Below are 17,946 nucleotides of genomic sequence, written 5' to 3' on the forward strand. Positions count from 1 at the left end.
GGTTTAGGCGGTGGTGTGGGTGGTGAGGTCGGCCAGGCGCAGCGCGGCGGCGATAGCGGTCCCGGCGTCGTTGATGCGGTAGGTGGAGATGTGTTCGCCTCGGTGGATCAGGCCGCGATCCTCGGGCAGGGCCAGCAGGCAGAACTGGCCGCTGTGCAGGCGGTTGTAGTCGAGGGTCTCGACGTCGACGGCGGCGAGCAGTTCGCGCAGGTGCTCGTTGTCGGCCAGGAGTTCGCGGGTGACCGTGCGGACGGCGTCGGGGGAGTAGTGGCGTTCGACGTTGACCCCGTCGCAGCCGTAGCGGACCATCTCGGGTAACTCGGTCGGGTTGATGGCTACGAGCTGGTCGGGCAGTGTGTCGTAGCTGTCGGTCATGCCGTTGAACGAGGCGGAGCGGAAGCCGTCGACCACCGTTTTGACTTCGGATTCGCGGGGGCCGTCGGTCCAGGAGACGCCGATCCATGCCGAGCCGGTACCCCGACCCTGGCGCAAGGAGAACTTCACGCCGGGCCAGCTCGCCCGCAGAGTCTTGCGCATGATGGCGGCGGTCTCTTTGGTGCTGTAGCTGACGGTCATTGGTGACCCCTCCCGTTGTGAGTGCTGGTTTGCGTTTGCACTGGCCATCTCTTTGCCGGAGGGAGTGGACTGCAAGGGAGGAAGTGAAAAAGTCATCCGGGGCGCAGCCCTGCAAACCCGTAGGGCGGGTTAGTTTTTCACGCCCTTGCGGGCCGCGACTGGAGGTAAGAGAATGCGGCAGGGCAACGCAAACCAACTCAGCCCGAAGGGCTCAGGGCGCGGCGTAGCCGCTCCGATTAGGTGACGGCGCAGCCGGCAGACAGACCGCAACCCGTCGGGGCCGGCGACCTCACGTTCGCGGGCGTGGGCACACCGGCCGCACGTGGCAGGCGTGGTGATTGTGCGGGAGCTCCGCGGGTCCGGGAGGCCCGAAGGTGCAGCAGGCACTTAGGGGTGTTCCCCGTAAAGGGGCGGTGCAGATATGCGCGGTGGGATCATTCCTAGCCCTAGCAGTGCTAGTGCGGGCGGGCCGCAGCGACTGATCTTGACTCTGTCCCAAGCTGGGACAGTTCTACTCCTATTGCCCTTCTAACGTGATCCACGTCACTGAAATCGGATACCGGTGCCACACCGCAACTTCCACAACGTCGGAGATCATATGACCGCCACTCTGAACCAGCCTTCCCCTTCGATCGAGCGCGAGGGCGTCCCGCACTACCGCATGTTCATCGGGGGCCAGTGGGTCGACACCGATGACCACTACGAGGTGATCAGTCCCGCCGACGAATCGCTGGTCGCGACCGTCGCCAAGGCCACCACCGATCACGTCGACGCAGCGGTCGCTGCGGCGAAAGCCGCCTTCGATGCCGGCGTATGGCGCGACAGGCCGCCCGTGGAACGGGCCGCACTGCTCGACGTCGTCGCCGGGAAGCTCGCCGACCGGATGGACGAACTCGCACTGCTGAACAGCCGCGAAACCGGCATCCCCGTCCGCGCCTCTGCCGGTATCGCCGTGGGTTTCCCACTCATGCACATCCAGCACTACGCGGAGCTGACCCGAACCTACGAGTGGACGCGGCCGCAAGCGATCGGCGGTGTTGTCCTGCACACCGGCTTCATCCAGAAGGAGCCGGTGGGCGTCTGCGCCGGCATCGTCCCGTGGAACTTTCCCGGTCTTGTCACGGTGTGGAAGTCGATCCCTGCAATCGCCGCCGGCAATAGCGTGGTGATCAAGACCGACGAGAAGACTCCAACGTTCGCACTCGAACTGGCGCAGATCCTCAGCGACGCAGGGCTGCCCGACGGCGTCTTCAACGTCGTAGTAGGCGACGGTCCCGTCGTCGGTGACCACCTCGTCGGTCATCCTGACGTGCGCCTCGTCTCCTTCACCGGCTCGACAGCGACCGGTCGCCGGGTCATGGCGACCGCATCCAAGACCGTCAAGCGAGTGTTGCTTGAGCTCGGCGGCAAGGGCCCAAACATCATCCTCGATGACGCCGACCTCGACACCGCAATCGACGGCTCGATCTACGCCTTTCTGTTGCACGCCGGTCAAGCCTGCGAGTCGGGTACCCGTCTGCTGGTGCCCAGCGCACGCAAGGATGAAATCGTCGAGCGGTTGACCGCCCGGATCGCGACGCTCAAGCAGGGCGATCCCACCGATCCGACAACTGATGTGGGGCCGCTGATGAGCCAGGCGCAGAAAGATCGCGTGCTCAACTACATCGACTCCGGACGCGCTGAGGGCGGCACTGTCGTTGCCGGCGGCGGCGTGCCGGAAGGCCCCGAGTTCGAGAAGGGTTATTGGGTTGCACCGACCGTGTTCGTCGACGTCGAAAACTCGATGAAGATCGCTTGTGAGGAGATCTTCGGGCCGGTGCTGTCCGTGCTCACTTACGACTCAGTTGACGAGGCCGTCAAGATCGCCAATGACACTGAATACGGCCTGTCCGCGGGCGTGTGGAGCCGGTCCATCTCAACGGCCCTGGAGGTGGCCGGCCGACTCGAAGCCGGGTCGGTGTGGATCAACGACTGGCACAACATTTCCCAGGTGATGCCTTTCGGCGGTTACAAGCAGTCGGGCACCGGCCGTGAACTGGGGCCTGATGCGCTCGACGAGTTCACCCAGGACAAGGCGATCACCGTCGATCTGTCCGGCGGCGTCGAGAACCGGGCCTATGGCCTGGTGCTCGGCACCCCGAACGAGTCCTAGCTCGCATCTCCCGGGCCGCCAAGGACACCCCAGACGGTACGCGACGAGACCCGCTCGGCAGCGCCGGGCGGGTCTCGTCTGTCACAACATCAGGCGTGGATACCGTAGGTCGAGATCTTGCGGTAAAGAGACGAACGCGATATGCCGAGACTTTCCGCCGCGCGCAGTCGATTGCCGCCATTCTCGTTGAGCGCCGTGACGATCGCGTCCCGCTCCACGGTCTCGATCGTGGTGAGGGACCGACGGGGTGTCGACTGGAGCGACGCCGGGAAATCCGAGATCCCGATCGTGCCGACGGGACGCACGCGAAGCGCGTGCCGCAAGGCCGCCACCAGTTCGGTTACGTTTGCCGGCCAGTGGTACCTGCGGAGGGCTCGGATCGCTGCAGCGTCGACGTCCACGGTGCGGCTCGGTGCGAGTTGTGTCAGCTGGAATTGGATGATGTCCGGGATGTCGTCGGGGTGGTGGCGGAGCGCGGGGATCTCGACGGCGCCATGAAGGTTTTCGGCGATCTTGCTGCGTGTGGTCCAGTCGGAGTTGGCGCGGCCGGTGGCCACGATCCAGCGGGCGGGGTAGCCCACCTGGTCCTTGGCTATCGCTTCGGCCGTTGCTGCGTCGTCGGCAGCCGACATCGTGTCGACGTTGAGCAGGGCCACGCTCGTCGCCGCTGAACCCAGGGCAGTCCGTAAGTCGTCGAGCACGGACGGGGCGGTAGCGTCGACGGCCGCGAACTGCGCAAGCGGATTCTTCTGCAAATGCGCGCCGCGGGCCACTGTGGCGCGGCCACTGCCGGGTTCACCCAGGATCAAGGCATTGGTGCTGGTAGCGGCAAGGGTGGCAACCTCGGTGCGGTGTCGACGCCAGACCTCTGATCGCCCGGCGACACCGGGCATGGTCGGGTCGAGTCGCCGCGCGGCCGGGGCGGGCTGCTCGTAGTGGATCGGCTCCACCTCGAGGATCACACCGGCGGCCTCGATTCCGTCCTCGACGAGAGTCCTCCGGATCATCGCCGTGAGACCAGACGGGAGGACGAGCTTGACCCGGTCTCGCGACATCGGCGCTAGCATCGAATTGGCTTCCTCGCGCAGATACGCCTCGTCGACGGGGTCGAGCAGCTTGGCGCCGATCTCGTTGGACATAAACACACCGCAACCGAGGGAGAACACTGCCACTCGTGGTCGGCGGCAAGCGGCCAGGAATGCGGAGAGAATCAGTTGTTGTTTCGCAGACCCGGTGACCTTGAGTGACTCCTGGATGTCCCGCGCGGCCCGAATCGCGAGCTGACGCATGAGAGGGTTGGCATCCTTGGCGAGGCTACTGATGTCAATGAGGCCTTCCAAACGACCGGTGAGCGGATTGTGGATCGGGGCGCCCGCGCAGGTGAAGTGCCGGATAGACGACTTGAAGTGGTCGTCGCCGTGCACGTAAACGGCCATGCCGGTCTCAATGGCGGTGCCGACCCCGTTCGTGCCAACGATGCTCTCTGAGTAATCAAAACCCGGCGAAAAGCAGGCGGCCTCGAAGTGCTTCTTGAGGCTCCGGTCGACGTCACGACGCAGCATCACCTGAGCACGTTCGTCGGTGAGGGCGATGCCGAGCGGCATCCCGGCCAGGTCATCGTGCAGCTTGTTCAACACTGGCACCGCGCACTGCACCATTCGGCGCTGCAAGTCCAGGTCCTCGACGTAGATGCTCCGCATACCGCGGCCCTCGGGAGTCAGGCCTGCGGCCTTCGACCTATTCCAGGATTGCGTGATCAGCGCCGGGACGGCGTGCTTCTCCGCCGAATTCTTACCATTGATCCGATGGCTCATGATCGTCTCCGCTTCTGGGCCACCTGTCGCCGCGCGCTCACGGCACGGGCGACAGGTGGCGTACGTCACAGTCTAGGTGTTCCCCCAGCAGGCATCGCGTAGAGACCCTCGGCTACACCAGGTCGTCGATGACCGTCACTGTGGCGCCCCCCGTGGCGTAGTTGGGGATGTCGGCGACCGCCGCTTGGCCCTCGGGGGAGGCCATCCCCGAGGTGAGGTCCTCGGTCGTGGCGAAAGTCAGGACCGCCACGGCGTAATGCTCGGGTCGGGTGTCGTCCAGTGTCGAGCAGCGTCCCGCATGCCAGCGCACGACCCCGGGAATCCGATCAGCAAGGGGCTTGTGGTTGTTCACGTAGTGCGCATCGAAAGCGGCCGGGTCGGTCGGGTGGCCGTAGGAGACGATGAGATGGGGCATGATGTCCTTCGGAATGGAATGGGTACCGACGCGACCCCGGGGCGGTAGTCGCGGGGTCGCGTCGGCGACTCGTGTGGCGCGGAACCAATCAGGAATTCGGATCGTGGACGACGACGCCACGGATGTTCTTGCCCGCGCGCAGGTCCTCGTAGCCCTTGTTCACGTCCTCCAGGCTGTAGCGCTGGGTGATCAGCTCATCGAGCTTGAGCTCGCCGGCGTTCCACATACGGAGCAGTTTGACAATGTCGTACTGCGGGTTGGACGACCCGAACAGTGTGCCCTTGATGGTCTTCTCCATCAGGGTCAATTCCGAGCCGGAGACATGGACGGTCAGCTTGGCGGGATCGGCGAGGCCGGTGACGACGACGGTGCCGCCCTTACCAACCACATTGAAGGCGTCCGTGACGACCTGCTCATCCACGGTGCCCACCAGAATCAACGCCTGATCGGCCCCCTGGCCCCAACTGAGCTCGTTGACAGCCTTCGCGGCCTCCTCCGCCGTGGCGAAGGCATGGGTGGCACCGAACTTCATCGCCGTGTCGCGCTTGAGGGCGATCGGGTCCACCACCACCACGTACTTGGCGCCGGACTTCACGGCTCCCTGCACAGCGTTGATCCCCAGCCCGCCGATGCCGTAGATCACGGTGATGTCGCCGGCGCGCACGTTGCCCGCGTGGGCGGCGGTGCCCCAACCCGACGGGACTCCACACCCGACTAGCACAGCGGTTTCGAGCGGAAGCCACTCGTCGACCTTGACCACCGAGTGCTGGCTGATTGTGGCGCGTTCCGCGAAGGTGCCGAGCATGCACATCGAGCCGAAATCTTCGCCATTGGCCGAGAATCGGAATCCGCCGTCGGGGAAGCGGCCTTCGATGATCGTCGCGCCGAGGTCGCACAGGTTGGAGCGACCGGTGGCACAGTAGCGGCAGGTGCCGCAGTTCGGGATGAAGCTGCACACGACATGATCACCGGGCTTGACCTTGGTCACACCGGCGCCCACCTCTTCGATGACGCCGGAGCCTTCGTGGCCACCGACGATGGGGTAGCGGGGGGGAAGGTCGCCGTCGGTCAGATGCAGGTCCGAGTGGCACAGGCCGGCCGCGGTGTACTTGATGAGCACCTCGCCGGGGCCGGGCTTGGCGAGGTCGAGTTCCATGATCTCGAAGGGCTTGCCGGGCTCGAGCAGTACAGCTGCCTTGGTCTTCATGATGTCTCCTTTTTGTAATTTGCGGATAGTGGGCAACGGGCGGATAGAGGGCGGCGCTGCGCGTCTGAGCGCCGGGTGGTCGTCAGACCTCTTCTGCGAGCAGATCACCGAGCGCTTGGTCGATCTGCGGCATGTAGGTGGGAGATACGGCGAACAGGGCCAGGTGGCCCAAGACGTCGTTGATCACCCGGAGCTCGCTGTTCTTGATCAGTTCTTGCTCGGGCGCGCAGTCGCGCGGCGGGAACAGCTGATCCTCGTCGATCGGTAGGACATACACCTTTGCTGTGATGCGTCCGAGCGCGGCCGCTAGGTCGCCGTCTGTGTGTCGCGCGACGTCACCGCGCTGCCACGCCCATGATTGCGTGAGCAGATTGTTGGGATCGTGCGCGGTGAAGGCCGGTACCAAGAACCCGGCGAGGAACTCTGCCTGGCTCTCGAAATCGAAGGCGCGCCAGACCTCTTGCTTCCAGAACTCTGTGGACAGACCCACGACGCCCCAGATGTGAGCTTCACGGGTGAGGCCGTCGACCACGTCGGCGTTGGATGAGTACTCCCCGCCGTTCCATGCTGGGTCGGACTGTTTGGCTTCCTGCATCAGCTGTGCGATGAGAAAGTCGCCGGGTGTGTTCTGGGCGGTCGCCGCTATAGGAGCTGCCCGAAGTACCTTGTCCGGGTACCTCACTGCCCACTCGTACGTCTGCTGCCCGCCCATGGAGCCACCGACCACGAGGGCTAGCTTCTCGATGCCGAAGTGCTCGCGCAGCAGGCGCTCTTGTGCGACGACGTTGTCACCGATGCTCACGTTCGGGAACTTTGACATCGCGATGCCTGCGTTTGCGCCGTCCGCGTTGTGGGGCGAGACCGACAGTCCGCTGCCGATCTGATTGACGGCGACGATGAAGTATTTTTCCGGGTTCAGCGCGTGGTCGGGGCCGATGTACATGTCCCGCCAGGTCTGGTGCGTACCCGAATACCACGTCGGGATCAGGATCGCGTTGTCCTTGGCCGCGTTGAGGGTGCCGAAGGTCGCCACGGCAAGGATGGTGTCGGGTATCACGCCACCGTTTTCGAGCGCGAGCTTGCCGATGCTGACGAGGTCGTAGTCGCCATGAAATTCATTGCTGTAGAAGGGGTTGTCGATCATGCTGGTCTCCTCGGTGTGAGGCACGTGGTTGGAAAGGTCGACACCTGGGTCAGGCGTCAGCTGAACTGGAAGCTGCTGTATCCGTTGGCTGCTTCCTTTTCGGTGCGCTCGGCGAAATCTCCGACACCGAGGTAGGACAGGACCCGGCCGTGTGGCTTGCCCGGCACGTTCGCTCCGTTCCACCACGAGTTCGTCTTGGCAAGCAGGGTCGCTTGCGTCACGGCGTCGTGCTGCTCGACCCATGCGGCCTCGCCCTCTGCGGTCGGTTCGACGATTCGGTGGCCCTCGTCCCGCATGTGAGTGATCAGACCGGTGATCCATTCGGTCTGCTGCTGCAAGCAGGTGGGCATGTTGCACAACGCAGCCGCGGGCGCGAGCGGGATGCCCGTCGCCAGCAGATTCGGGTAGCCGTGAATCGCCAGGCCATAGGTGGTGCTGATCTCGCGGTTCCACTGCTCGGCCAACGACCGCCCGTTCCGCCCCTTCGGGTCGAGTCGTGACAGTGCACCAGAGCCGGCGTCGAAACCGGTGGCCATGAGGATCACGTCCACTTCGTGCACTGTGCCGTCAGCGAGTCGGATACCCTCCGGCACGATCCGCCGAATGGGGTTGTCGGCCACTCCGATCGCCTCGACGTTGGGACGAAGGTATGCCTCGTAATAGCCGCGTTCGAGTGGCACCCGGTGGGTACCGAATCCGAAGTCGTCGGGTCCGGGAACAAGCAGCTCGATCAGACGAGGATCGTGCTGCAGGCGCGCTTCGATCTTGGCGCGCACGAACGACGAGACGAACTTGCTGACTTCCTCGTCGAAGAACATTGAAAGGAAGGAGGCAAGCCACAGTTTGAGCGAGCCGTCGGCATACAACTCTTCCAAGTACGCCTCGCGATCCTCGGGAGCGAGATCATCGAAGTCTTTGGTGAAGTCATACGCGAAACCAGCGACTGTCGTTCCCACGGTGTCCCGGGTCTGCTCGTACCGAGAGTGGTACTCGGCCACGTCCTCGGCGGTGTAGTCCGGATTCTTCATGGGTAGCGTGAATTGCGGGGAGCGGATGAAAACTTTGAGCTGTTCCACCTCGGGTGCGATCGTCTGGATCACCTGGATGCCCGTGGCCCCGGTTCCGATCACCGCGACGCGCTTGCCGGCCAGCTCGACCTTCTCAGCGGGCCACCGCGAGGTGTGAAAGATCTGACCGGTGAAGTCGTCCTGGCCGTCAAAGAGATTGGTCAGTGGTGCGGAGAGCATTCCGGCGCAGGACACCAGGAACTGGGTGTCGATGACCTCGCCCTGGTCGGTACGCACTGTCCAGCGCCCGGTCTCGTCGTTGTACTCGGCGCTTTCGATCGTGGTGTTGAAGCTGTAGTCGTCGCGAACGCCCATCTTGTCCATGGCGTACGCGAACCACTGGACAATCTCATCCCGCCCTGGGAACTTCTGACTCCAGCTCCAGCCCTTGTACAGGTCCTCGTCGAACAGGTACTGGTAGATGTAACCCTCGGAGTCGAAGCGGGCGCCGGGGTACCGATTCCAGTGCCACGTCCCGCCGACGTCGCTACCGGCGTCGTAGGCACGGACGTTGAGTCCGGCTTGCTTGAGTTGATAGGTCTGATAGATACCGCCGACGCCGGCGCCGATGACGACCGCGTCGAGTGTGGTGTTACTCATGATCATCTTCCTGTTGCGTGAAACACAGTGACCTCAGTCTCATGATCTGCACCACATTCGACTGTCCCACGATGGGACACTTCGGATTCCGTGCAAGGGAGTGCTGTGGGGAGGACCCTCCCCGAAGGCCACCCGGACGCTGAGTCATCGACTGCACGAAGCAGCGGGTTCGACCATGTGCTGAGAACTGACGTGGCGGCTGGTCCCGCACCGATCCACACCGCTGTACGCAGCCAACATCTGGGCGAGTGGTGCCTTCTGCGACCGACTACTTGCCGAATATCAGAGTCGTGCACCAGATCCGGCCAAATGTGTCGTGGCAGTCGCATCCTGTTCCTGGCGTTTACCGCCCAAACTCCGGAGAGAGAGTCATGTAACCCACGGACCCGTTTTTGAGTCGCTGAACTACGAGCTTCGCAAGGGCCGAGACAGGGGAGATGTGCTGGATGGCGGCGTCGCGGTTTACAACTACTGTGTCCGGCCATCTGCGAATCGAGAACCGCTTCGCCGGGCAATGTGTGAGAGAACGCGGCAAGTCTGGCGGTGACATGTTTGAACCCCGGACGACCGTCGGAGGGCGTGACTTACAACAAGCAGCTGGACAACCTCACAGGGACCGCCGCTCCAAAGAAACGGTCTTCGCGAGAATTGCACCGACACAACTCAGTTCGTGTATCGACAGGGAGCGATCCTCCTATGCCGGGCAAGGTCCTCCACCGCCCAGGCGCAGCACCTCGACGATGGCCGTCCTCCTGCGGCCGCACGGGCGTGTGTGGTCGGTGTGCCCCGCAGGAGGTTTCAAAGATCAGTTGACCTGGCGTGCGTGTCCGTCCCAGTACGGGGTGCGGAGTTTGAACTTCTGCAGCTTTCCGGTGGCGGTGCGGGCAAGGTCGCGACGGAACTCCACTGAGGTTGGCGCCTTATATCCCGCCAAGTGTTGCTTGCACCAACCGATCAGCTCCGCTTCGGTGTCCTGGCCAGCTTGCGCATTCGGGTGCAGCACCACCAGCGCCTTGATCGTCTCGCCCCACTTCTCGCTCGGTACTGCGATCACTGCGACCTCAGCTACCGCGGGGTGGGAGAACAGGCAGTCTTCGACCTCGATTGAGGACACGTTCTCGCCACCGGTGATGATCACGTCCTTCTTCCGATCGGCGATGGTCAGATACCCGTCGTCGCCGATCGCGCCACCGTCGCCGGTATGGAACCAGCCGCCAGCCAGAGCTTTCTCGGTTTCCTCAGGTTGCCCCCAATACCCCTCCATCACCACGTTGGAGCGGGCTAGCACCTCTCCCGCACCCTCGCCGTCCTCGGACTCTTCGGTGCGCAGGCGAACCCCGAGTGCGGGGGCGCCTGCCCGGGTCAGCTTGGTGGCTCGTGCCTCAGGATCGAGATCGTCCCACTCAGCACGCATCCGATTGATGGTCAACAGCGGAGACGTTTCGGTGAGGCCGTAGATTTGGATGAACTCCCACCCCAGCTCCCGCTCAACACGAGCGACGGTCTTGGTCGGTGGTGGCGCGCCGGCCATGATGATCCGGACCCGGTCCCGGCCCGGGATCTCTCCGTCCCAGGTCTGTGCCGCCTCGAGGACCGCAGCAGCAACCGCCGGCGCCGCACAGAGCACTGTCACCCCGTGATCGCGGATTCGGCGCAGGATCTCGGCGCCGTCGATTTTCCTCAGGATGATGTGCTGGGCACCGACCCCAGTCATCGCGAACGGTTGACCCCAACCGTTGGCGTGAAACGTTGGCAGGGTGTGCAGGTACACGTCCCGGTCGCTGATCCCGGCGTGGAGCCCGAACGTGACGGCATTGACCCAGATGTTGCGGTGGGTTATCTGCACACCCTTGGGGCGGGCGGTGGTCCCAGAGGTGTAATTGATGGTGGCGGTTGCCGATTCATCTGATTCCCAAGGTCGTGGGACCGTGTCGGGGGCAGCGTAGAGGTCGGTGTCCGAACCGAGAATGAATTTGTACTCACAATCGATATCCTTGAGCGAATCCTCGAGCTCCGGGTCGATGTAGAGCACGCGGGCCCCGCAGTCTTCGACGATGAACCGCACTTCATCTGGCCGCAGCCGGAAGTTCACCGGCACCAGCACTCGTCCCGACCCGCAGACTCCAAAGAACGAGGTCAGCAGCCGGGCCGAGTTGTGGCTGACGATCGCGACTCGGTCTCCAGTCCGAATGCCGAGTTCGTCGAGTTTGGCGGCTTGGCGGCGGGCTAAGTCCGCGATCTCAGTGTAGGTCAGTGCACCTTGGCTTGGTGCGGGCTGGTTGGGTTCGTCGACCACCCCGACCCGGTCCCCGTAGACGATCGCCGCGCGGTCGAGGAAATCGTTGACACTAAACGGGACAAACACAACTTCTCCTACTTATTAGACACGTGGCTCGCTGCTTCGATCCTCTGAAGACCTGAGTCCGCCGGGGGGGTTTTCTACGCTGCAACGCAGTGACCTCAGTCTCGTGACGCACAACACAGATGACTGTCCCATGATGGGACACTGCGAACTGGTGTCTCGGAGTCAGTTGTGGAATGACACCAATCCCAGAACCCCGCGACCTCACACGAGCATGGATCAGTGCGCCGAAGCCCAGGCCCATGCGCGCGAGGCCAGCGCCAGCGTCGACGTCCTCGGCGGTCTGTAATCCCGTAGCTGGCAGAGTGTGGCGGTTTGAGTACCCAGCCGACGATCTCAGCCGATGGCCGGCGCCGATCGTCGGCTGGGGTTTTGCCGAACTCGACCACTTGATACCCGACACCCGTCAATGATCGCCGAATGCCTAGCTCTCTGTCCTGTCGTCGAACACCGGCATCAACGCCGCCTCATGGACGGCCCCGAATTAACTCGTCGACCTTATAGGATCACTACGAACGCATCCGGACAAAGAGCCCGATTCGTTGGCGTCGACGGGAGCATTAAATGGGGGCTATCAGTTGATCGCCTCAGTCGTCACCCTTGTTCGCGCTAGACCCAACTCAGCGTGCGGTAAAACCGCCGTCGATTACGAGTTCACTACCAGTGACCCACCGTGCCTCATCGGACGCGAGGTAGACGGCTCCCCAGGCGATGTCGCTCGGATCTCCAGTTCCGAGTGGATGAAGTGCTTCAATTGCTGGGCGTGCCTCCGCAGGATCGGCGCCGGTCGACTCCACGAATCGATCGACCATTTTTGTGAAGATGAATCCGGGATGAATCGAATTCACGCGTATCCGATCAGGGGCGTAGTAAAGCGCATCATTCTTGCTCATCAATCGGACAGCACCCTTGGATGCGTGATAGGGCGGGATATCACCACCTCCGACCAGTCCGTATACCGAGGAGACGTTGATGATGCTCCCTGCACCTGACTTTCGGATATACGGGATCGCGTGCTTTGTGCAGAGAAATACGCCCGTGGCGTTTATTGCCATAACTCGCTCCCATTCAGAAAGCTCCAACTCGTCGGTCGGCTTGTTCGCTCCCTCGACCCCTGCATTGTTCACAATGGTGTCAATGTGCCCATTCTTTTCCGCAACCTTTGCAAGGGCACTCTTGACGCTCTGTTCGTCGGCGACGTCACAGTGAAACGCGATCGCGGCGGGGCCTATCTCTTTCGCCATTGCTGCAGCGCGGTCCCCGTCACGGTCCAGCAAAGCGACAGCAGCCCCCTCTTCTGCGAATCGTGCTGATATCGCGGCGCCGAGTCCTCCTGCAGCGCCGGTAATGACAGCTGACTTTCCTTGCAACCGCATATGAAACTTCCCTTCGTGGATTGGCTATCTTCTGGATCTGATCGAACATGGAGCGTAGTGGCCAGATCCCAGCGGGATCGGGTGGATGGGTGGGGATGGGAACGAGGATGCCACGACTGCCAGGGCGATAGGCGTAAGGTTGATCCCGTCAGTTCTACGACTGGATTTCGTTTCGACTCAAAGCGACCGACATATCGCCGCTGGCGAATCGTGTAGCACCGGTAATGAATTCGCTCTCATCACTCTCGTTACGGCTCAGGCTAGCAGCTTCGGATCGCTGCCAATTGGTATTATGACGAGCGTCGCGACTCGCCAAGGCGGCGAGACATGTGCAATTTACTGTCGTTTAATTGACTCCGGCAAAGCCCGGAGGCACCAGAGGCTGTTCTCAAATCTGGACGACAAATTAGCGATCAGGTCACACGCTAGGACTTGTGGACGTTCCGATGACAAGCGCATCAATCTGGCGCACTCATGACTGCCTTCTTCCTACTGAACACGTGGCCTCTTCGTTCTAGTGGTGTAGACCACATGTTGAGTGTCCCAGTTTGGGACAGGTAGTGACCCAGGGGTTTGCCGGTTCAGCTTCGAATGCAGCGCGTGTGCGACGGGCTTTCGCCATACCTACTTCCTTCGGCATGCGCTCGAGCCCGATCCCTTTGCAGACGGCACCGGCAACGACGGCCGGCATCACATCATCGACGGGGCTCGGCGATGGCTGCCAACCACACCGGCCTCGCAATCACCCCTGAGCTCCTGCGCGACGCCGAATTCACCTGCGGCGAAAGCCTAAGAACGCTGGAAGGCGCGGGTGCCGCCGCGGGGCAGCCGCGGAATCGCCCCCGCGAGGCCAACCCAGGCGGGGTCGAACCGGTCGCGCGTGAGCCACACCCGCAGTATTGCTTGCGAGTGATATTGCTCCAAGGTAATATCAATGGGTGTTGATCGACTGGTCGAGCGAGTTCGACGACTACCTGACCCGGTTGGAGGAGTCGGCTGCGGCGGGTAACGCCGTGGATCGGTTGCGGCTGGATCTGCTGCTGGCCGAGTTGCAGGTGCTCGCCGATCTCGAGGAGGCGCCGGTGGTGGAATCGGCGACGCTCAAGCGGGTGCGGCAGTCGAAGCGGTATGTGGTGTGGCGGGTGTCGCACCCGTACCGCGAGGGCGTGGCGGTGCGGCTGATCGTGTGGTTCCCCGACGAGGAGCATGTGGTGGTGGCTCTGTTCTCCGGGGACAAGGCGCGCATGGGTGATGTGTTCTACGACAGCGTCGGCCCTCGCGCGGATGTCGCGATCGAGGCGTGGAAACGGCAAACCGAGACTGAGAGAGGTGAGGGCTGATGAGTGAGGAGAAGCGGGCCACGTTCCGGCGCGGCAACGAGCGGATCGCGGAGCTGTTGGGCGATCCCGATACCGCGGCGCGGGTCGAGACGATCCAAGCGGAGATGGCCCAGGCCGACAGGGCGCACGCGATGGGGTTGGCGGCGATCCGCCGCGCTGCGCAGCTGACCCAGACCGAGCTGGCCCAGCGCATGGGTATCAAACAGGCTGCGGTGTCGGGGTTGGAGGCGCGGGAGGACCTGTTGCTGTCGACGCTGGCCAACTACCTGGCCGCCGCCGGCGCCACCGACGTCACCATCACAGCCCGACTGGGTGACCGCACCGTCGAGGTTGCCCTGCCTGCGCAACTGGTGGACGGGGCATGAGGGGAGTGGCTGGTCGAGGATTGGTTGGCCGGTAGCCGATGAGGTCGTTCGATTTCTGGACCGACTCTGCCGGAGTGCCCGAGTACAGCATCCGGCGAGCCGCCTTGGGGGCAATTTACGATGCCGCCGATGCCGGCCCTACAAGATTGTCACCACTGCGACTACGCCCACCTTGACCGAGCTGGGATTCGTGAATCACGCTCATGGACAATGGGTGCTCGATGTGCTGGTCATGCCGCGACCAGTTGCACCACGTCGATACGTTCGACCCAGTGATTTCCGTACACTTCCGTCACTGGAGACAAAATACAAAGTCGCACAGTCCAATTAGCGCTAAGTATCTTATGTGTCATTCATCGGACTACCAGGACAGCCGAGACGGTGGTGAGGCTTGGATGGCCCGGCCCTTCCAGGTGACCTGGGATCGGGTGCGCCGCGTCCAGTTGCCCCACTGACCTCGACCGAGAGTTGCCAGCTCATGGTGACGGTGGTGCCGTGGGGTCCAGAGGTGAGTGCGTGGGTGTCGCTGAGGGCGGTGATGAGGGCCAGTCCGCGGCCGCGGAAGCGCTGTGACGGGCTGGGGTCCCAGGTGCCGGTATCGGTAACGGTGATCTCGAGGGCGCCATTAGTTGTTCGGCCGTGCACGGTGACGGCACCAGGCTCGGCACGGTGATTGTAGGCGTGTTCGGTGGCGTTGGCGACCGCTTCGTAGACGGCCAGGACGATGTCGGCGCGGCGTTCGGGGCCGGCATCGATGCGTGCTGTCATCCATAGGGTGAACACTTGCCGGAGTTGATGGGCGGCCTCGGCGGTGGCCTCGACAGTGCGTACGAAGTCATCGGTGGAGTCGCCATCGAGGTGGTGTGATGAGTCCACGCCGTCGTGTTTACCCAGTCGGGGTTCCGCCCATTCCGGTGGGGTCGGTCATGGACGTGACTGCGTGGTCCAGGGAAGGGTAGAGGACGATCGTCTGATCCAGGCCCATCAGTGTCAGCGGCCGAGACGTTGCGGGTGCGGCGGCCACCACCCCGAACAGCCCGGTCGGTGCGATCGCCTCGTGCGCGGCGACGAGCGCAGCCATGCCCGCCGACGCCAAAAAGTCCGTGGTGGTCAGATCAATGATCAGGCCGCGCGGTTGGCCGTTCAGCGCGTTCGACACTGCCTCAGACAACTGTGGTGCGGTGAGAACATCGATGCTGCCGTCGACAGTGAGGATCACCAGTTCCTCGTGCTGGGCGGAGACGATAGTCATCAACGCCCGCCCGGCGTTGTCTCCGTTGCCCTCAACGAACACAGCATTGGGGTTGTCTGCCTGCACTGGTGACTCTCGCTTTCGCGCAGGGGCCACCCACCTGCTGTGACCCGGTCCCGACCAACGACATGACGACGGCAACCTTCTGCACCGGCCTACCTAATTCTGTCATGGGTCGGCTGCCAGACAACGATGCGATCGCCGTCCAGATGGGGCGCCTGCCGCCGCGCCGAGGCTATCGAGAGACCAGGGGAAGTTCGTAAGCGCAAACCGCGCCGCAGGGATGTGCCTAGTTGGTCTGATCGTCGATGGCGGCCTCGGCGGCGTTGCGTTTGACAGACTCGATCCCGTTCTTCGCCGATGCCTTCGACTCGTATGCTTCGCTGGCGGCGATGATCTCGCCGTTGGCGGCTTTGAGTCGGAATCGGAATTTGCCGGCCTTGTCGGTGAACAGTTCGAATTTCGCGGACATCGGGGTTCCTCTCGATCGGGTGTGGCGCAGTCATTACACACCTACTTGTGTCGATGTGGGGCACGCTTGGCTGTGTGCCACTGACTCGGGCACCGCCGATTGTGGAAGTGGCCGCGTCGGCGCCGACTGCTGGCGGGGTGGGTTGACCATTGGTCGTGCTCAGCTCATGAGCCCGTTCCGTGGGTGGCGTCGTGCACGAACGCGAGGAGTTGTTCGATGGCGTCGGAGGCCTCGGGGATGTTTTTCATGATCCAGTTGTGGAACATGCCCCGATACTCGTGGAGGTCTACACGCACCCCGGCGCGCTGACCGAGCTCGGCGATACGGCGGGCGTCAGGGAGCAGGATGTCGCGGTGGCCGATGAACACCGAAATCGGTGGGCTGCCTGCGATGTCGGCGAAGGCAGGACTGATGTCCGGATCGTCGAGGGCACGTCCGGCCGCATACCAGTGACCGGCTTGTCGCAATCCGGTCACGCCGAGTTCCGGGTCGACTGGATCGATCCGCAGCGAATCTGGGTCGTCGGTTGCCAGATCGATCCAGGGCGAGAAGAGGGCGATCGCCGCGGGCTGGTCCTGCCCCCGTTCGCGGAGGTGTCTGGTGAGCGTCAGTGCCAGCGTTCCGCCCGCGGAATCACCGAAAACGAGCCGGCGGTTGGGCGGGGTTGTGGTCATGACGCGGGTGTAAGCGCTTTCGACCATCCTGGTGATCTCGGGGTGGGCGTGTTGGGGAGCCAGCGGATACATCGGCATGGTGTACCGGCATCCAAGGCGCTCGGCGATCCGGGCAGCAACCGCCAGTGATGCGGCTCGGGCGATTCGACGATTCGACGAACCCGCCGCCATGCATGTGGAACACGTGCAGAGCGCCGGGCACCGCCGACCGGGGCGTGATGGTGAACGTCGGGTGACCATCGATGTCGACTCGCTCGACACCAAACCGTCGGGTCAGCCAACTGGGCGGACGCGCACGCCGCGGATCTTGGTGGACAGAGAGGTGGTCGCGCATCGACTTTGGGTCGGCATAGAACTTCTTGTTGCGCCGCAACCAAAGACTGGCAATCATCAGGCGCCCTTGTATCGAGGTCACAGTCAGTCTCCATGCCGAGCCGAGAGGAATGACGTTCGGTGTGCCACGTCCATCGATCGTAGCGACCAGGAGCCGGGGTCCATACGACCTTCGAAACGGCAGACTCACACACTCGGAATGCTCCGACGTTGGTGCGCCCCCCCGTAATTCCGGCCCGCCGATGGCGCGCAGGTCGCGTCGTCGCAGCATATGAGCGTTCCTCGCCTCAGCTAGGCTGCTACAGCATGACCTCTCGTGACTCGCTGTCGCTGCTCGGTGACCGGCCTGCTCGTCGGATACGAGACAATGGGCTGTTCCTGGCGTGTATGGCCCTGTTCGCAGTGTTCTTCGTGGGCATGGCCGTGTCCGGGTGGCAGGTCTACAACGACGAGCAGATCACGCACGGCGGCTCGGGGCAGGTGTCGTTCCTCGGGTACTTCTTGACCGGTGACTTCATCGAAGCCACGTTCGAGAACTGGGAATCTGAGTTCCTTCAGATGGCGATGTACGTGGTGCTTACCGCGTTCCTTGTGCAACGCGGATCCTCAGAATCCAAACCCGTCGATGACGATGCACCTCAAGACGCAGACCCCCGCGAGAAGTCCGATCGGTCCGAGCTTGTCAAGATGTCTGTGTAAGAACGTGACTCCTGGGTTTCCTGTGGTTGCTGGTTGGGTCTAGTTGAGGTGGGGTTCGATGCGGTCGGGGTAGGCCAGGGCTAGTTGCCCGAGGGCCT

The 17,946-nt window shown here is 63.1% G+C and carries 16 protein-coding genes; 4 read left to right on the forward strand and 12 right to left on the reverse strand.

All coding sequences use genetic code 11. From position 1 onward, the window contains the following. Positions 1-3 precede the first annotated feature (3 nt). Positions 4-576 carry an LPD29 domain-containing protein gene (locus KB201_RS21330; protein WP_211540370.1) on the reverse strand — a complete coding sequence of 191 codons (573 nt, stop codon included), beginning with the start codon at positions 574-576 and terminating at the stop codon, positions 4-6. 661 nt (positions 577-1,237) lie between these two features. Between KB201_RS21330 and KB201_RS21335 the strand changes: the two genes are divergently transcribed. Next, positions 1,238-2,728: an aldehyde dehydrogenase family protein gene (locus KB201_RS21335; protein ID WP_307848110.1), complete on the forward strand. Its 1,491-nt coding sequence runs from the start codon at positions 1,238-1,240 to the stop codon at positions 2,726-2,728. An 89-nt stretch (positions 2,729-2,817) separates the two neighbouring features. Here the strand turns inward: KB201_RS21335 and KB201_RS21340 are convergent, their stop codons facing one another. The 7 genes from KB201_RS21340 to KB201_RS21370 form a co-directional block, all read right to left on the reverse strand. After that, on the reverse strand, positions 2,818-4,542 hold the full coding sequence (locus tag KB201_RS21340) for a sigma-54-dependent Fis family transcriptional regulator (RefSeq protein ID WP_249146218.1): 1,725 nt from the start codon (positions 4,540-4,542) through the stop codon (positions 2,818-2,820). Between the two features lie 112 nt (positions 4,543-4,654). After that, positions 4,655-4,957: an EthD family reductase gene (locus KB201_RS21345; RefSeq protein ID WP_211540374.1), complete on the reverse strand. Its 303-nt coding sequence runs from the start codon at positions 4,955-4,957 to the stop codon at positions 4,655-4,657. Positions 4,958-5,045: 88 nt separating this feature from the next. Continuing rightward, positions 5,046-6,164: an NDMA-dependent alcohol dehydrogenase gene (locus KB201_RS21350; RefSeq protein WP_211540398.1), complete on the reverse strand. Its 1,119-nt coding sequence runs from the start codon at positions 6,162-6,164 to the stop codon at positions 5,046-5,048. Between the two features lie 82 nt (positions 6,165-6,246). Next, positions 6,247-7,308 (reverse strand): alpha/beta fold hydrolase, encoded by a 1,062-nt coding sequence (locus tag KB201_RS21355; protein WP_211540376.1) that lies wholly within the window; start codon positions 7,306-7,308, stop codon positions 6,247-6,249. 56 nt (positions 7,309-7,364) lie between these two features. Then, complete coding sequence (locus KB201_RS21360; RefSeq protein WP_211540378.1) at positions 7,365-8,975, reverse strand: NAD(P)/FAD-dependent oxidoreductase; 1,611 nt, start codon at positions 8,973-8,975, stop codon at positions 7,365-7,367. An 805-nt stretch (positions 8,976-9,780) separates the two neighbouring features. Continuing rightward, a complete protein-coding gene (locus KB201_RS21365; protein WP_211540380.1) occupies positions 9,781-11,340 on the reverse strand; it encodes an AMP-binding protein in 1,560 nt (519 codons plus the stop codon). A 617-nt stretch (positions 11,341-11,957) separates the two neighbouring features. After that, positions 11,958-12,713: an SDR family NAD(P)-dependent oxidoreductase gene (locus tag KB201_RS21370; RefSeq protein ID WP_211540382.1), complete on the reverse strand. Its 756-nt coding sequence runs from the start codon at positions 12,711-12,713 to the stop codon at positions 11,958-11,960. Positions 12,714-13,651: 938 nt separating this feature from the next. On the opposite strand from KB201_RS21370, the gene KB201_RS21375 reads away from it, so the two are divergent. Both KB201_RS21375 and KB201_RS21380 read left to right on the forward strand, forming a co-directional pair. Beyond that, positions 13,652-14,053 (forward strand): hypothetical protein, encoded by a 402-nt coding sequence (locus KB201_RS21375; RefSeq protein WP_211540383.1) that lies wholly within the window; start codon positions 13,652-13,654, stop codon positions 14,051-14,053. Further along, on the forward strand, positions 14,053-14,418 hold the full coding sequence (locus KB201_RS21380; RefSeq protein WP_211540384.1) for a helix-turn-helix domain-containing protein: 366 nt from the start codon (positions 14,053-14,055) through the stop codon (positions 14,416-14,418). The genes KB201_RS21375 and KB201_RS21380 overlap by 1 nt, the downstream gene beginning before the upstream one ends. Positions 14,419-14,760: 342 nt before the next feature. Here the strand turns inward: KB201_RS21380 and KB201_RS21385 are convergent, their stop codons facing one another. The 4 genes from KB201_RS21385 to KB201_RS21400 form a co-directional block, all read right to left on the reverse strand. Beyond that, positions 14,761-15,294 carry an ATP-binding protein gene (locus tag KB201_RS21385; protein WP_211540385.1) on the reverse strand — a complete coding sequence of 178 codons (534 nt, stop codon included), beginning with the start codon at positions 15,292-15,294 and terminating at the stop codon, positions 14,761-14,763. A gap of 10 nt (positions 15,295-15,304) precedes the next feature. Next, positions 15,305-15,736, reverse strand: a complete 432-nt coding sequence (locus KB201_RS21390) for an STAS domain-containing protein (protein ID WP_211540386.1) — start codon at positions 15,734-15,736, stop codon at positions 15,305-15,307. 223 nt (positions 15,737-15,959) lie between these two features. Continuing rightward, positions 15,960-16,142 (reverse strand): YegP family protein, encoded by a 183-nt coding sequence (locus KB201_RS21395; protein ID WP_211540387.1) that lies wholly within the window; start codon positions 16,140-16,142, stop codon positions 15,960-15,962. Between the two features lie 164 nt (positions 16,143-16,306). Next, a complete protein-coding gene (locus KB201_RS21400; RefSeq protein WP_307848109.1) occupies positions 16,307-17,056 on the reverse strand; it encodes an alpha/beta hydrolase fold domain-containing protein in 750 nt (249 codons plus the stop codon). Positions 17,057-17,455: 399 nt separating this feature from the next. On the opposite strand from KB201_RS21400, the gene KB201_RS21405 reads away from it, so the two are divergent. Further along, the gene (locus KB201_RS21405) at positions 17,456-17,848 is read left to right on the forward strand and encodes a DUF6766 family protein (protein WP_249146220.1); all 393 of its coding nucleotides are present in this window, start codon (positions 17,456-17,458) and stop codon (positions 17,846-17,848) included. The last annotated feature ends 98 nt before the right edge of the window (positions 17,849-17,946 follow it).

It is taken from the genome of Gordonia sp. SCSIO 19800, assembly GCF_018132775.1.
GTDB lineage: Bacteria > Actinomycetota > Actinomycetes > Mycobacteriales > Mycobacteriaceae > Gordonia > Gordonia hongkongensis.

Bases quoted from the DNA above. Each gene is read 5' to 3' on its own strand.
- KB201_RS21380 (WP_211540384.1), top strand. From the start codon at position 14,053: ATGAGTGAGGAGAAGCGGGCCACGTTCCGGCGCGGCAACGAGCGGATC.
- KB201_RS21355 (WP_211540376.1), bottom strand. From the start codon at position 7,308: ATGATCGACAACCCCTTCTACAGCAATGAATTTCATGGCGACTACGAC.
- KB201_RS21335 (WP_307848110.1), top strand. From the start codon at position 1,238: ATGTTCATCGGGGGCCAGTGGGTCGACACCGATGACCACTACGAGGTG.
- KB201_RS21340 (WP_249146218.1), bottom strand. From the start codon at position 4,542: ATGAGCCATCGGATCAATGGTAAGAATTCGGCGGAGAAGCACGCCGTC.
- KB201_RS21345 (WP_211540374.1), bottom strand. From the start codon at position 4,957: ATGCCCCATCTCATCGTCTCCTACGGCCACCCGACCGACCCGGCCGCT.
- KB201_RS21330 (WP_211540370.1), bottom strand. From the start codon at position 576: ATGACCGTCAGCTACAGCACCAAAGAGACCGCCGCCATCATGCGCAAG.
- KB201_RS21360 (WP_211540378.1), bottom strand. From the start codon at position 8,975: ATGAGTAACACCACACTCGACGCGGTCGTCATCGGCGCCGGCGTCGGC.
- KB201_RS21370 (WP_211540382.1), bottom strand. From the start codon at position 12,713: ATGCGGTTGCAAGGAAAGTCAGCTGTCATTACCGGCGCTGCAGGAGGA.
- KB201_RS21395 (WP_211540387.1), bottom strand. From the start codon at position 16,142: ATGTCCGCGAAATTCGAACTGTTCACCGACAAGGCCGGCAAATTCCGA.
- KB201_RS21405 (WP_249146220.1), top strand. From the start codon at position 17,456: ATGACCTCTCGTGACTCGCTGTCGCTGCTCGGTGACCGGCCTGCTCGT.
- KB201_RS21400 (WP_307848109.1), bottom strand. From the start codon at position 17,056: ATGGTCACCCGACGTTCACCATCACGCCCCGGTCGGCGGTGCCCGGCG.
- KB201_RS21350 (WP_211540398.1), bottom strand. From the start codon at position 6,164: ATGAAGACCAAGGCAGCTGTACTGCTCGAGCCCGGCAAGCCCTTCGAG.